At 66.0% G+C, this 14,050-nt stretch carries 16 protein-coding genes and 1 tRNA gene; 8 read left to right on the top strand and 9 right to left on the bottom strand.

Going from position 1 to position 14,050, the window contains the following annotated elements; all coding sequences use genetic code 11:
- Positions 1–32: 32 nt before the first annotated feature.
- Together grxC and MTBLM5_RS03720 are read left to right on the top strand one after the other, a co-directional pair.
- Positions 33–299, top strand: coding sequence for a glutaredoxin 3 (grxC, locus tag MTBLM5_RS03715; protein WP_173974456.1), 267 nt, complete (start codon positions 33–35; stop codon positions 297–299).
- A complete protein-coding gene (locus MTBLM5_RS03720) occupies positions 300–1,136 on the top strand; it encodes a carbon-nitrogen hydrolase family protein (RefSeq protein WP_173974457.1) in 837 nt (278 codons plus the stop codon).
- A gap of 61 nt (positions 1,137–1,197) precedes the next feature.
- On the opposite strand, the gene MTBLM5_RS03725 is transcribed toward MTBLM5_RS03720, so the two are convergent.
- A complete protein-coding gene (locus tag MTBLM5_RS03725; protein WP_173974458.1) occupies positions 1,198–1,716 on the bottom strand; it encodes a bifunctional 2-polyprenyl-6-hydroxyphenol methylase/3-demethylubiquinol 3-O-methyltransferase UbiG in 519 nt (172 codons plus the stop codon).
- Between the two features lie 36 nt (positions 1,717–1,752).
- Here MTBLM5_RS03725 and MTBLM5_RS03730 point away from each other — a divergent pair, with 36 nt between their 5' ends.
- Entirely contained in the window at positions 1,753–2,166 is a 414-nt protein-coding gene (locus tag MTBLM5_RS03730; protein ID WP_173974459.1) for a DUF1178 family protein, read from the top strand.
- Between the two features lies 1 nt (position 2,167).
- Positions 2,168–3,205: an SGNH/GDSL hydrolase family protein gene (locus tag MTBLM5_RS03735; RefSeq protein ID WP_173974460.1), complete on the top strand. Its 1,038-nt coding sequence runs from the start codon at positions 2,168–2,170 to the stop codon at positions 3,203–3,205.
- A 1-nt stretch (position 3,206) separates the two neighbouring features.
- Here MTBLM5_RS03735 and MTBLM5_RS03740 read toward each other — a convergent pair whose 3' ends face one another.
- From MTBLM5_RS03740 to MTBLM5_RS03755, 4 genes are all read right to left on the bottom strand, one after another.
- Positions 3,207–4,085: an ABC transporter permease gene (locus MTBLM5_RS03740; protein ID WP_173974461.1), complete on the bottom strand. Its 879-nt coding sequence runs from the start codon at positions 4,083–4,085 to the stop codon at positions 3,207–3,209.
- 14 nt (positions 4,086–4,099) lie between these two features.
- Positions 4,100–5,074, bottom strand: a complete 975-nt coding sequence (locus MTBLM5_RS03745) for an ABC transporter permease (protein ID WP_254430894.1) — start codon at positions 5,072–5,074, stop codon at positions 4,100–4,102.
- Positions 5,047–6,693, bottom strand: a complete 1,647-nt coding sequence (locus tag MTBLM5_RS03750) for a peptide ABC transporter substrate-binding protein (protein ID WP_173974462.1) — start codon at positions 6,691–6,693, stop codon at positions 5,047–5,049. Before MTBLM5_RS03750 ends, MTBLM5_RS03745 begins: the two co-directional genes overlap by 28 nt.
- Before the next feature lie 95 nt (positions 6,694–6,788).
- Complete coding sequence (locus MTBLM5_RS03755; protein ID WP_173974463.1) at positions 6,789–7,103, bottom strand: hypothetical protein; 315 nt, start codon at positions 7,101–7,103, stop codon at positions 6,789–6,791.
- A gap of 94 nt (positions 7,104–7,197) precedes the next feature.
- Between MTBLM5_RS03755 and MTBLM5_RS03760 the strand changes: the two genes are divergently transcribed.
- Positions 7,198–7,821 carry an SUMF1/EgtB/PvdO family nonheme iron enzyme gene (locus MTBLM5_RS03760; RefSeq protein WP_173974464.1) on the top strand — a complete coding sequence of 208 codons (624 nt, stop codon included), beginning with the start codon at positions 7,198–7,200 and terminating at the stop codon, positions 7,819–7,821.
- 204 nt (positions 7,822–8,025) lie between these two features.
- Here the strand turns inward: MTBLM5_RS03760 and MTBLM5_RS03765 are convergent, their stop codons facing one another.
- Positions 8,026–8,454 carry a response regulator gene (locus MTBLM5_RS03765; protein ID WP_216635783.1) on the bottom strand — a complete coding sequence of 143 codons (429 nt, stop codon included), beginning with the start codon at positions 8,452–8,454 and terminating at the stop codon, positions 8,026–8,028.
- 200 nt (positions 8,455–8,654) lie between these two features.
- Here MTBLM5_RS03765 and MTBLM5_RS03770 point away from each other — a divergent pair, with 200 nt between their 5' ends.
- Positions 8,655–9,452, top strand: a complete 798-nt coding sequence (locus MTBLM5_RS03770; protein WP_173974465.1) for a sulfite exporter TauE/SafE family protein — start codon at positions 8,655–8,657, stop codon at positions 9,450–9,452.
- A gap of 294 nt (positions 9,453–9,746) precedes the next feature.
- Here the strand turns inward: MTBLM5_RS03770 and murA are convergent, their stop codons facing one another.
- The 3 genes from murA to MTBLM5_RS03785 all read right to left on the bottom strand — a co-directional run bounded on the left by murA (position 9,747) and on the right by MTBLM5_RS03785 (position 11,907).
- Entirely contained in the window at positions 9,747–11,045 is a 1,299-nt protein-coding gene (gene murA, locus MTBLM5_RS03775) for a UDP-N-acetylglucosamine 1-carboxyvinyltransferase (protein WP_068499747.1), read from the bottom strand.
- Positions 11,046–11,121: 76 nt separating this feature from the next.
- Positions 11,122–11,676, bottom strand: a complete 555-nt coding sequence (gene dcd, locus MTBLM5_RS03780; protein ID WP_068499750.1) for a dCTP deaminase — start codon at positions 11,674–11,676, stop codon at positions 11,122–11,124.
- Positions 11,677–11,709: 33 nt separating this feature from the next.
- Complete coding sequence (locus MTBLM5_RS03785; RefSeq protein ID WP_173974466.1) at positions 11,710–11,907, bottom strand: hypothetical protein; 198 nt, start codon at positions 11,905–11,907, stop codon at positions 11,710–11,712.
- Positions 11,908–12,033: 126 nt separating this feature from the next.
- Between MTBLM5_RS03785 and MTBLM5_RS03790 the strand changes: the two genes are divergently transcribed.
- Both MTBLM5_RS03790 and MTBLM5_RS03795 read left to right on the top strand, forming a co-directional pair.
- Positions 12,034–12,109: transfer RNA gene (locus MTBLM5_RS03790), tRNA-Thr, on the top strand.
- Between the two features lie 188 nt (positions 12,110–12,297).
- On the top strand, positions 12,298–14,034 hold the full coding sequence (locus MTBLM5_RS03795) for a hypothetical protein (protein ID WP_173974467.1): 1,737 nt from the start codon (positions 12,298–12,300) through the stop codon (positions 14,032–14,034).
- The last annotated feature ends 16 nt before the right edge of the window (positions 14,035–14,050 follow it).

The raw sequence follows: 14,050 nt of genomic DNA on the forward strand, positions 1-14,050 counted from the left end.
ATATAAAGGACGCCTGATTGACGGAGTATCAGATGCCCGCCCTTGAGATCGAAATCTACACCACCCGCGTCTGCCCCTATTGCGTCCGCGCCAAGAAGCTGTTCCAGAAGAAGGGCGTTTCCTACAAGGAAATCGACGTCTCGGACGACGAGCAGATGCGCGAGTTCATGATCAACCGCTCGGGTGGCAAGCGCACCGTGCCGCAGATCTTCATCAACGGCACCCATGTCGGCGGCTGCGACGATCTGTACGATCTGGACTCCGATGGCAAGCTCGACCCCATGCTGGCGGGCGCCTAGGTGAAGGGCGAGGTCTTCAAGGCGGCCTGTCTTCAGGTCAACGCCAGCAACGATCTGCAGGCCAATATCGACGAGGCCAGCCGCCTGTGCGTCGAGGCCCGCGCCGCCGGCGCCGAGCTGATCTTGATGCCGGAAAACGTGGCGATGATGGAATGGGGGCGGTCGAACATCGTCCTCAAGGCCATGCCCGAGGACCAGCATCTCGCCCTGAAATCCTTCCAGTCCCTGGCCCGCGAGCTGGGCTGCTGGCTGCATGTCGGCTCGCTGGCGGTCCTGGTCGATGACGGCATGGTCGCCAACCGGACCTATGTGATCAATCCGTCCGGGCTGATCTCGGCCAAGTACGACAAGATCCACATGTTCGACGTCGATCTGGGCCTGGGCGAGGTCTACAAGGAATCGGCGACCTTCCGCCCCGGCGACAGTGCCCAGGTGGCTCGTCTGCCGTGGGGGCGGATGGGCCTGTCGGTGTGCTACGACCTGCGGTTCCCCCATCTGTACCGCGCCTATGGCCAGGCCGGCTGCAGTTTCCTGGCGGTGCCGGCGGCCTTCACCCGCACCACCGGCCGCGCCCACTGGCATGTGCTGCTGCGCGCGCGCGCCATCGAGACCGGTTGCTACGTTTTCGCCCCGGCCCAGTGCGGCACCCATGTCAACAATCGCGAGACCTATGGCCACGCCCTGATCGTGTCGCCGTGGGGCGAGATTCTGGCCGATGCGCCGGAACAGCCGGGCTTCGTCATCGCCGACATCGACATCAAGGACGTGATCGAGGCCCGGCGCAAGGTGCCGTGCCTGGAACATGACCGCCCGTTTTCGCTGCCGCCCAAGGGCTGATCAGTCGTTCGTGCAAAAGTCCCTCGGCTTCGCCTCGGTGTACTTTTCCCCGACGAACCGATCACGACAGGGCGAACGGCCCCGGCCCGTTGACGGCGCAAATGCGCTGGATGACGGCGCGGCCGTCCCTGATGCCGTGCTCGTAGGCGACGATGGTCAGGCCAGAGCAGGCTTGCAGCAACTCGCCGGGGGCCAGCAGGAAATCGGGGTTGCGTGGCCGGCCGAAGGCCTCGTTGCCGTGGGCGAAGGTCTCGTAGATCAGCACGCCGTCGGGGGCCAGGGCGGCACGGATCGCCGGCAGCAGCGGCCGCCACAGATAGTTGGTGACAATGATGCCGGCGAACTGGCGCCCGGCCAGCGGCCAGCCCGCATCGGTTTCCATGTCGGCGCCGATCAGTTCGGCGCCGTCGGCGCGGGTGTCGGCAATGTCGCGGTCGATGCCGGTGACCGGGTGGTCCAGGTCCCGAAACAGGCGGCAATGGCGCCCCTCGCCGCAGGCGACGTCCAGCACCGGGCCGCCCCGGGGCACCAACGGCGCGAAACGCCGGACCCATGGAGAGGCGTCGGAATGGTGGGGCATGGACGAAGCCTTTGCGAATGAGGTATGGAAGGAACCATGATCCTCTTCGAATTGCGTTGCGGCAACGACCATCATTTCGAGGCGTGGTTCCGCGATAACGCCACCTATGATTCCCAAGTCGCATCGGGGGCCGTCGCCTGCCCGGTGTGCGGCGATGTGCGGGTGTCCAAGGCGATCATGGCGCCCCGGCTGAACCGGGCCACCGGCGCCAAGCTTGACGCCCACGACACCGCCCAGGAAATGCGCCGCCTGCTGGGCCAGATCCGCTCGGCCGTCGAGGCCAGTTGCGACTATGTCGGCGACAAGTTCGCCGACGAGGCCCGCAAGATCCATTACGGCGAGGCCGAAGCCCGGCCGATCTATGGCGAGGCCACGGCCGACGAATCCAAGGCGCTCGAGGAAGACGGCGTCGATTTCGCCCGCATCCCCTGGGTCGGGCGGGAAAATTGACGTGCGCCACGCGGCTCGGATCATCGCCGTCAACCTGGGCCTGCTGCTGGCCGCGATCATCGCCGCCGAGGCCGTGTTCGGGACCTGGCTGATCGAGGACCCCTTGAGCCGGGTCAATATCCAACGCAACGCCTTCGTCAAGGTCGATGCGCGCGACCTTTACCCGGGTGGGGCGGTGTTTCACTTCACCCGGGATGAATTCGGCGTGCGGGGCGGCGGGGGCGCCCCTCATGCCATCGATATCCTGACCATCGGCGGCAGCACCACCGAGCAGCTTTATCTGCCCGACGACTTGACCTGGCAATCGGTGCTTTCCCGCGAGTTGAAGGCAGCGGGGCGGCCGGTGACCATCGCCAATGCCGGCATCGATGGTCAAAGCACCATCGGCATGCTGCGCAATTTCGAGGCGTGGTTCCCCCATGTCCCGGGCTTGCGTCCTCGGCTGGTGCTGGCCTATGTCGGCATCAACGACGCCTATTTGCGGCCAAAATCCACCGACCGGCTGGGATTTTCCAGCCACTTCAAGAAGCTTCAGCAGAATTCGGCGGTTCTCAGGCTATGGGAAACCGCGCTGGGGGCGCTGAATGCCCGGAAAGCCAAGCTGAATCATGGCCGTGTCGATTGGTCCCGCGTGGAATGGAGCGAAACCGCGCGCTTTTCCGACACCCGCTCGGCCTGGCCGGACTGGCAGCCGGCGGCCTATCGGCAAAGGCTGACCGACATGGTCGCCGCCATCCGCTCGATGGGGGCGCAGGCGGTGCTGGTGACGCAACGCCGGGGCGACATCCGGCAGCGGGACGGACGCCTTGAAGGGGTGGTCGGCGAGGATGGGCTGACAGGCCTGGACCATGCCCGATTGCTGGCCGAGGCCAATCAGGTCACCCTGGAGGTCTGCGGCGAGACCGGAGCGATCTGCCTGGACCTTGCCGCCGAGATCGATTTCGGCGACGGCGATTTCTACGATTTTTTGCACAATACGCCGAACGGGGCGGACAAGATCGGCCGCTGGCTGGCCGGGCCGCTGCTGACGCTTCTGTGACCTAATCGCGCGATCGCTGGTCCAGGGCGCGTTGCAGCCCGTCACCCACGCGGTTGACGGCCAGCACGGTGACCAGAATGATCAGGCCCGGCCACAAGGCCAGGGTCGGGGCCGAGGCGACGGTGCCGACCGCGCCGGTCAGCATGTTGCCCCAGCTGGCCAAGGGCGGGCGCACGCCCAGGCCCAGGAACGACAAGGCGCTTTCGATCAAGATGACGTGGCCGACGCTCAGGGTGGTGGCGACGATCACCGGCGACGCCACATCCGGCAGGATGTGACGAAGCATGATGCGCACCGGGCCGGCCCCGATGGCGCGGGCGGCGCGGACATGGTCGCGGGCCTGCACCGACAAGGTCTCGGCCCGCACCAGGCGGGCCACCTGGGTCCAGCCGACCAGGGCGACGATAAAGACGATGCGGCCGATGGCGAAGCCTTCCGAGTTCACGGTCTCGGCGGACAGGCCCAGCTTGGCCGGATCGATGGCCGCCAGCACGATCAGCAGCGGCAACAGCGGCAGCGCCATCACCCCGTCGGTCAGCCGCATCAGCCCGGCATCGACGCGGCCGCCGAAGGTTCCCGACAGCAAGCCGATCAGGGTGCCCAACAGGGCCGCCAGCGCCGCGGTGGCGCCGGCGACCGCCAGAGACACCCGCCCGCCATGGAGCAGGCGGGCGGCGACGTCACGGCCCAATTCATCGGTTCCCAGCGGATGCTCCCACGATGGCGCGGTCAGCATCGCCGTCAGGTCCAGCGCCTCGGGGTCCTGGGCCAGCCAAGGCGCGGTCAGGGCGGCCATGGTCAGGGCGGCCAGCACGGCAAGTGCTGCCAGGGCCGGGCGGTCGGCCAGGAAGCGGGCCAGGATGCGCTGTCTTGGACTCATGCGCTGTCTTGGACTCATCGGCGGCGCACCCGGGGGTCGAGCCAGGCATAGGCCAGGTCGGCCAGGATCGAGCCGGCCAGGGTCATGGCGGTCGCCAGCAGCAGGCCCGACAGCGCCAGATTGAAATCGTTGCCCATCACCGCCTCGAAGATCAGCCGGCCCATGCCCGGCCAGGCGAACACCGTCTCGGTGATCAAGGCCCCCGAGAACAGGCCGCCCACTTCCAGGGCGACGATGGTGGTGACCGGAATGGCGGCGTTGCGCAATTGGTGATGCAGCAGCACGCGGGTCGGGCCGCAGCCCTTGGCGATGGCGGTGCGAATGTAATCAAGCCCGGCCTGTTCCAGCATGGCGGCGCGCATGTGGCGGACATACTGGCCGGTGCCCGCGATGGCCAGGGTCAGCGTCGGCAGCACCAGATGGCGCAGACGGTCCACCAGCCCGCCGCCGCCATCCTCCAGGCTGTGCATGCCGCCGGCCGGCAGCCAGCCCAGTTGCACGGCGAACAGCACCATCAGCATCAGCCCCAGCCAGAAGGTCGGCACCGACACCGAGACGAAGGCCAGCAGGTTGGCGGCGCGGTCGATCCAGCCGCCCGGCCGGCTGGCGGCCCAGATGCCCAACGGCAGGGCCACCATCAGGGCCAGGACCAGCGCGGCCACCATCAAAAGGGCGGTATTGGCGATGGCCGGGGCCAGGATATCAAGGACCGGGCGGGCGAACAGGCGGGAATAGCCCAGCTCGCCCTGGCCGATCTGGGCCAGCCAGCGCAGATAGCGCTCGGTCCACGGCCGGTCCAGGCCGTAAAGGGCCTTCAGGCGGACGGCATCGGCGGCGCTCAGGTGCGGGTCGGCGGCGATCATCAGGTCGATGGGGTCGCCCGGCATCAGCCCCATCAAGCCGTAGATGACGAAGCTCATCACCAGCAAGACGGCGGCCGACTGGCCCAGGCGGGCGGCGATCACCCCCACCGCCAGGTCTCGATCCACAGGGTGCTGGGGTCCTGGTGGCCGGTCGGCGTCACCCCCTTCAGGGCCTTGGGCAGGATGAAGGTGTCGGCGCGGAAGAACAGGGGCAGGGCCGGCAATTCCTCGGCATAAAGATGCTGCAACTGGCGCCACAGCTCGACCCGCTTGGTGCGGTCCAGCTCGACCTCGATGGCGTCGAGCAGCTGGTCCATGCGCGGATTCTTGTAGCCGGGATAATTCTGGCCGGCCCAGGCATTGGCTTCGGCCGGGATCTGGCTGGAATGCAACGTGGTGCGCGGCACGCTTTCGGGCGCCGAGTACCAGGCATACATCACCAGGCCGGGGAAGCGGCGCTGGGTCAGGGTCTGGCCGAACAGCACGCGCGGCGGCTCGGTCCTGATGCGCAAGTCGATGCCCAGCTTCTTCCATTGCGCCTGCAGCACCTGGGCCACCAACTCGCGGGTGCGGTTGCCGGCGGTGGTGGCCAGTTCGATATACAAGGGCTCGCCCTTGGCGTTGCGGCGGATCGGCCCGCTTTGCATTGTCCAGCCGGCTTCGTCCAGCAGGCGGGCGGCCTTGGCCGGGTCGAAGGAATATTTCGGCACGTCGTCGGCATGAACGCCGTCCAGCGGGTTGACGGCGGTATGGGCCACCGGCTGGCGGCCGTCGAACAATTGCTTCGAGATCGCCGCGCGGTCGGTGCCGTACATCAAGGCCTGGCGCAGCCGCAGGTCGGCCAGCATCGGTACCGACAGGTTGGCGTCCAGATGCTCGTAGACCAGGCTGGATTTGTAGGTGATGGCGAAGCGCGGATCGTTGCGCCTGGCGAACGCGATGGCCTGGTCCAAAGGCAGGCCCAACTCGCCGGGGATCATGTCGATGCCGCCCGACAACAGATTGGCTTCCAGGGCCGGAGTGTTCTCGACCGTCTTGACGACGATGCGGGCGAAGGCCGGTTTGGCGCCCTTCCAGTGGGAATTGGGTTCCAGCACGATATGGCTGCCCTGCACCGCCTGGGTGACGCGGTAGGGGCCGTTGTAAAGGCCCGGGTTGGCGCTGTCCTGGTCGTAGGCGGTGCGGTTCCGGTACTCGGCCGGCGCGGCCAGGAAACGCTTCTTCTCGACATGGGCCGGCAGCAGGGCGAAATCGTTGATGGCGTTGTAGTCGAAGGTCAGGCGGTCGAGATGCAGCACGAAGCTCCGCTTGTCCTTGGATTCGATCTTCAGGATGCGGCGATAAAGCTCGGCATTGGCGATGCCCGATTGCGGGTGGCGGCCGACCTCCCAGGTGAAGACGACGTCGTCGGTGGTGACCGGGGTGCCGTCGGCCCAGACGGAATCGGCCCGCAGGGTGTAGGTGAGCGCCACGCCCTGTTTGCCGTCGGCGGTCTTTTCCGGCACCGCCAGCTTGTTGTCGATGGTGGGAAGCGTCTCGCACAGCATGCAGATCAGCTTCCAGTCGGGGCCATAGGCGGTGATCGGCCGCCGGGCCATGGCCAGCACATAGGTCTTGGCCAGCATCGATTCGATGCCCGGATGCAGCGTCACCGGATATTGGGTGATGCCGATAACCAGATCGTCCTTCGCCCGGGCCGGAACGGCCAGCAGCAAAAGCGACAACAGGGCGAGCAGGCGGATCATGCCGGTCTCCGGGCGAGGTGGACTGGCCCGATCCTACACCGGCCGATGGCCCAAACAAAGCTGTGCCGCCCCGGCCGGAGCGGCACAGCGATCGATTACTTGGTCGGAGCCTGCTGGTTATAGGGGCACCAGGCCGGCAGCTTGGTGGTATCGACGGTGCCGTCGGCATTCAGCGGCGGACCCATGCGGCCGGGGCCGAAGGTCTGGCCGGGGGCGGCGGCACGGTTCATCATCATCGGTCCGGGGCCGAACTGGCCGCTCTGGCGGGCCTTGATCATTTCCTCGTGGCGCCAGCCGGGGCCATAGCCGGGGCCGACACTCTTCGGGGCGGTATCTTCGGCGGCGGCGGCGCAGCCGGCCAGAAGCAGCAGACCGGCGAAGGCGGCGATGGTCTTGGTCAGGGTCTTCATGGCATCCTCCTGTGGTCCAAATTCTTCCTTGGATCCCATGAGACGCCTTGCCGGTAACGCCATGACGGGCCGGTTGGTAACGGAGTGTAACGCGGTGCTTCGACTGGTTTTGGCGATGGTTCTGCTGGCCGTTCCAGCCATTGCCGCCCCCTATCCCGACATGGTGGACCTGCCCGGCCGCCCGCTGGCCATGGCCCGTACCGAGACCACCGTCGGCCAGTGGCGGGCCTGCGTCGAGGATGGCGGCTGCCCGGCCAAGCCGACCTTGCGCTGGTCCGAGCCCGATCACCCGATGACCGACGTCACCCTGGCCGATGCCGAGGCCTTCGCCGCCTGGCTGAGCCGGGCCACCGGCCGTCACCACCGCCTGCCGACCATCGAAGAATGGGAAATCGCCGCCCGCGCCGGCACCACGACCGCCTTTGCCTGGGGCGAGACCATGCAACCCGGGCGCGCCGTTTGCTACGGCTGCGATCCCCGCTTCGACCACCGCCCGGCCCCGGTGGCGACCATGGCCGCCAATCCGTGGGGTCTGTTCGACATGCATGGCAATGTGTGGGAATGGACCCAGACTTGCGCCGATTCCGGGTGCCGGACCCGCTGGGTGGCCGGCGGCTCGTGGTATTTCGTGCCGCACCAGTCGCGATCCGATGGCCGCTCGGCCCAGGATGCGCGGCTATGGAGCTACGACATCGGCTTTCGGGTGGTCAGGGATTAAGCCTTACCAGGCTGCGGAAAAACTCGGCGTTCCTGTCAGTTTGCTCAATCCGTCATGGCCGGGCTTGACCCGGCCATCCACGTGTCCTCGCAAAAATTCCATTGAAAACAGATAGTTATGCGGCGCCGCGTGGATGCCCGGATCAAGTCCGGGCATGACGAAGAGGGGCTTTCGGACACCAGATCGGTGTTTTTCCGCAACCTGTTACGCCGCGTGCGGATGGGGCAAGGTGGCGACCGACAGCCAGAATTGCTTGAACTGGCGCACCGTGTGGATGAAGTCGTCCAGATTGACCGGCTTCGAGATGAAGGCGTTGACCCCGGTGGAATAGCAATAATCCACGTCCTCGCGCTGGGTCGAGGTGGTCAGCGTCACCACCGGTATGGTTTTCAGCGACGGGTCGGACTTGATGGCGCGCAGCACCTCGCGGCCATCCATCTTCGGCATGTTGAGGTCCAGCAGCACGATATCGGGGCGCGGCTTGTCGGCATAGGCCCCGTTGCGATGCAGGAAGGCCATGGCTTCGACGCCATCGATGACATGGTGAAGGGTGTCGAGCGGCGCTTCCTCCCGCAGGGCTTCCTTGACCAGGCGCGCGTCACCCCGGCTGTCGTCCACCAGCAAGATTTCCATGGGACGGCTCCCCACCATACTGAATCGGCCTCTCGATACGCACAATCTATCCATTGATTAGGATAGGGGAAAAAACCAGATACTTCAACGGTCCGGCCGGGGCGGGCGAATATCCCCATAAAATGCACGGGGAAAAACATCTTAACATCACCAGATTGATAGAGTAGTCTGGTGAACAAGGTGGAAATCTGGAAAAGCCCATGATCGAGCTGTTGAATGGCCTCAACCCCCTTTATTCCCTGTCGGGTCTGGGTGTCGGCATCCTGGTCGGCCTGACCGGGGTCGGGGGCGGCTCGTTGATGACGCCATTGCTGATCCTGGCCTTCGGCTTCCATCCGGCCACCGCCGTCGGCACCGATCTGCTGTATGCCGCCGTCACCAAAAGCGGCGGCACGGTCGTCCACGGGATGAACCGCAACGTCGATTGGCGGCTGGCCGGCTGGCTGGCGTTGGGCAGCGTGCCGGCGACCGCGGCGACCTTGGCCCTGCTGTTTCACTTGGGCGTGACCGGCAAGCAGGCCGGCGGATTGATGTCGGCCGGGCTGGGGGTGGCGCTGCTGCTGACCGCGCTGGCGATCTTCTGTCGCGGCCGCCTGCTGCGCTGGGCCGAAAGCCGGCCGCGCCGGCTGTCGCCAGGCGCCACCATCCGCACCACTGTCTTGCTGGGCGCCATCATGGGGCTGTTGGTTTCGGTATCGTCGGTGGGTGCCGGCGCCATCGGCGTGACCGCCCTGTTGCTGCTTTATCCCGGCCTGCCGACCGCCCGCATCGTCGGCACCGACATCGCCCACGCGGTGCCGCTGACTTTGGTGGCCGGCATCGGCCATTGGATGCTGGGTTCGGTCGATTGGCTGTTGCTGATTTCGCTGCTGGTCGGTTCGCTGCCCGGCATCGCCATCGGCTCGGCCCTGGCGGTGCGGGTGCCGGAAGCAGTGCTGCGCCCGCTGCTGGCCACCGTGCTGGTGGTGATCGGCGGCAAGCTGCTGCTGTCGGCTTAAGGGGCTTTGTGCGCGAAGCGCTGCCCGTGCCGGGCCGGCTCAAACGCCGCCGGGCTTGATGCTGTGCCAAAAAGCCCGAGCGGCGATTGAGCCGCCCGGGATCGGGCGTGCCAAAGGCATAACAACGAAGCGCGCCCGTGCCGGGCCGGCTCAGACGCCGCCGGGCTTTGTGCTGTGCCGGAATTTGGCGCTGCGCCAAAAAGCCCGAGCGGCGACTGAGCCGCCCGGGATCGGGCGTGCCAAAGGCATAACAGCGAAGCGCCGCCCGGCACGGGCGCGCCACAGGCAAAACCCTTACTCGGCGGCGTCGCCCTTCAAGCGTTCGATTTGCGCGCCGCAGGCCGCCAGCTTTTCTTCGACCCGTTCATAGCCGCGATCCAGGTGATAGACGCGGTTGACGATGGTCTCGCCTTCCGCCGCCAGGCCAGCCAGGATCAGGGACGACGACGCCCGCAGGTCGGTGGCCATCACCGGAGCGCCCGACAGCCGGGGCACGCCCCGCACGATCGCCGAGGCGCCATGGACATTGACCCGCGCCCCCATGCGCATCAGTTCGGGAACATGCATGAAGCGGTTCTCGAAGATGGTTTCGGTGATCATGCTGGCGCCCTTGGCGGTGGCCATCAGCACCATCAACTGGGCCTGCATGTCGGTGGGAAAGCCGGGATAGGGCTCGGTCATGATGTCGGTGCCGACCAGGTCGCCGGTGTCGGCCTTGACCCGCATGCCGCGCGGGGTTTCTTCCACCGAAACGCCGCATTCGGTCAGGGTCTTGATCACCGCTTCCATCAGGTCGAAGCGGGCGCCGACCAGTTCGACGTCGCCCCGGGTGATGGCGGCGGCCACCGCGTAGGTGCCGGTCTCGATCCGGTCGGGCACCACCGAATATTCGGCGCCATGCAGGCGATCGACGCCCTCGATGCGCAGCGTGCCCGATCCGATGCCGGAAATCTTCGCCCCCATCGCCACCAGGCACAGGGCCAGGTCGGTAACCTCGGGCTCGCGGGCGGCGTTGGCGATCACTGTCTCACCCTCGGCCAGGGTGGCGGCCATCATCAAATTCTCGGTGCCGCCGACGGTGATCTGCGGGAAAATGATGTGAGCGCCCTTCAGGCGGCCCTTGACCCGGGCATTGATATAGCCTTCCTGCAGCTCGATCTCGGCACCCATCTGCTCCAGCGCCTTGAGGTGCAGATCGACCGGCCGGGTGCCGATGGCGCAGCCGCCGGGCAGCGACACCTTGGCCTGGCCGCAGCGGGCCAGAAGCGGCCCCAGCACCAGCACCGAGGCGCGCATCTTGCGCACCAGATCGTAAGGCGCGGTGGTGTTGGTGATGGTGCCGGCGGTCAGCTCCAGCACCCGGCCGGTATGGCCGCCATGGCGGGAATCGCCATTCAGCGCCAAGGTCACGCCGTGCTGGGCCAGCAGATTGGCCATGGTGGTGATATCGACCAGATGCGGCAGGTTCGACAGCGCCAGGGTCTGGTCGGTCAGCAGGCAGGCCGGCATCAGGGCAAGGGCGGCGTTCTTGGCGCCGCCGATGGCGATGGTGCCCTTCAGCGGAACGCCGCCGTGGATGCGGATCCTGTCCATATGTCGCGTTCGTCCTGGTCGGGTGGAAAGGGCAAGGGTTTAGCCCCCGGCCAGGGGCCGGGTCAAGCCTGCCGTGCTAAAGCTTCGGCAGGGTCACGCCCTTCTGGCCCATATATTTGCCGGCGCGGTCGCCATAGGACGTCTCGCACGGCGAATCTCCCTTCAGGAAGATGAACTGGCAAGCACCCTCGTTGGCATAGATCTTGGCCGGCAGCGGCGTGGTATTGGAAAATTCCAGCGTCACATGGCCTTCCCATTCGGGTTCCAGCGGGGTGACGTTGACGATGATGCCGCAGCGGGCATAGGTCGACTTGCCCAGGCAGATCACCAAGGTATCGCGCGGGATGCGGAAATATTCCACCGTGCGGGCCAGGGCGAAGGAATTGGGCGGAATGACGCAGACGTCGGTCTCGCGGTCGACGAAGCTCTTTTCCGAGAATTGCTTGGGGTCGACCACCGCCGAATCGACGTTGGTGAAGATCTTGAACTCGGGCGCCACCCGGGCGTCATAGCCATAGGACGACAGCCCGTACGAGATCACGCCTTCCCGCTGCAGCTTCTCGGTGAACGGCTCGATCATGCCCTTGGTCAGGGCCATTTCACGAATCCAGGTATCGGGCATGACGGACATGTGCGGGCGCTCCCCTCGAAGGTCTCGGGCTTTTTACCGTTTGGCCCGGTCCAGCGCAAGGTCGGCCTGGGCCGACGGCGCGGCCTCCGGTTCGGTGTCGGCGCGCTCGCGTTCTTGCTGTTTGCGCCGGGCCAGATTGGCGCGCAGCGCCTCGGCCTGACGCATCTTGCGCAGTTCAGCTCCGGTCGGCGGCTTCGGCTTGGCGGCGGGCGGGCGGGGGGTGTCGGTCATGGCCGCTATTTTCCGCCGAAAATTTCCTTGGTCAATGGGGGAGGAATCCCGCTTGACGTTATGAAAGGGGGTGTGGCATAAAGCGCCCCTCTTCGGGGGGGCACCCTTTGCCCCCGTGAACGAGATGCTGCCGTAGCTCAGTCGGTAGAGCATACCCTTGGTAAGGGTAAGGTCGATGGTTCGATTCCATTCGGCAGCACCATTTTTCTCCTGAGAATTCAGGACAGAAGGCCGGGCCAGAAGCCCGGCCTTTTTGCTGTGCGCAGCCTTCTCATGCGAAAATTCCGCAAAAGGGAAAAAATACCTTTACTTTCCCGGGCCGCGACGTTACCGTCCCCCATGTTCGGCGGCCGAAGGGCCGTTTTTCTCGGCCCTTGAAAGGAACAAAACATGTACAATAATCCACTCGACCAGGGGTTCGGTTTCGGCCGCAATCAATCCTCCTCCGACGACGACTTCTTTTCGCTCGGTGCCCCGGTGGGGCCGGGTCAGCCCAACCGGCGTGAGGACGTCATCAAGGTCGAAACCATCCTCGGCAATACCGGCCATCACGACCTTGCCAAGACCGACGGCCCGTTGGGCTGGTGGGGCGATCGGCAGGAAAAGGCGGTCAAGGACTGGCAGGGGGAGAACGGTTTGAAGGTGGACGGAATGCTGAAGCCGAACGGCCCCACCATCTCCAGCCTGAAACAGGCTGCCGGCGGCCTGCTGGGCGGTTTCAAGCCCCCAAGCCCGGACGAGGTGGACGACCACCACGATCGCCTGGGGCGTGGCGAGCCGGGTATTCTCAACACCCGCCCGGCGCGCCTGTCGATCCCGGTACCGGAGAAGGTGCCCGAGTTGGACGAGCAGACGCTCGCCTTCAACGCCGACAGCGCCCGGGCGCTGACCCGCACTAGCGTCGATGGCGAGGTGCCCAACATCTACGCCAATTATCTCAAGCAGGCCGGCGCGGACGGCCATACCACCGTGCTCGATCTGGTCGATCAGGTGAACAACACCGAAGGCCGCGACCGCGCCGAGCGCGTGCTGCACGGCATCCTTGGACAAGTGCCGCCCGAACAGGCCAAGGCCTTTCTGGGTGGCGAGGTGCCGGCCAAACGTCCCATCGGCGTGCGCATGGCCGATCTCGCCGATGACGACAAGGTGCCGCTGTTCGCGCGGGCGGCGGCGGTACCGGCGGCCGAAGCGCCGAAGCCGGTCCAATTGGCCGAGGCCGATACGGGCTCAAGGACCGATGCGGCCCCGGCAAGTGCTCCGCAGCTCCCGATCACCCAATCGGCCGAGTCCTCACCGCCCAAGCCGGCTTCCGCGCCGGAAGCCAAGCCCGAGCCCGAGCGGATGCCCGCGCCGGGCGGCACGCCGGCCCCGCAGCCGGAAGGCGGTACCGATACCGAGCGCCTGTTGGGCATGCCCATTCCCGACGACGAAGACGCCCGCAAGGAAGCCCGCGCGACACTGGAAAAGGTCCGTGACCGCGGCAAGGCCTTGGGTCAGGACAAGGCCAGCGAATTTCTGGAACGTTACCTCAATGGCGATGGCTCTCCGGTCACCCTCGACAAGGATTGGGTGCGCGGCCACAAACCGGTGCAAGAGGCTGAACGCAAAGGCGAAGGGCATTTCGAGAACTGGCTGTCGGGCAAGGGGCGTCCCGACACCGAATTAAAGACGATCAACGACCACATTCCCCGCGACGGTGAGACCACCGAGATCAAGGGGTTGAAGTGGGATGCCGCCGCCGACAATTCGGTGTGGAAGGCGTTGGACGATCGCAGCAACGCGCTGGGGGGCCTCAGTGTCAAGGGCGTTGGCGACCTCAAACTCGAACGCCGCGGCGACGAGGTCATCGTCACCGGCAAGGTCACGCAGAGCGCCGAAGACCGGTACGATTTCAGCAAGGGCAAGACCGAGGAGGAGAAGAGGAAATACGCGGGCGAGGTCCTGCCCCAGGGTGTCGCCGGTGGAAACTTCAACCTTACCCGCGGCCAGATCGACCAGCTCGAAGCGGCCGGCGGCGCCAAACCCTTCAACATCCTGACCGACCCTTGGACCAAGGAACTGGTCGGCCGTCTCAAGCTGGACAAGGACGGGCGCGTCATCGGCTCTACCTTCGAGTGGAAACGTTGACGCCCTGCGCGTAGGA

Source organism: Magnetospirillum sp. LM-5, assembly GCF_902729445.1.
Lineage (GTDB): Bacteria > Pseudomonadota > Alphaproteobacteria > Rhodospirillales > Magnetospirillaceae > Magnetospirillum.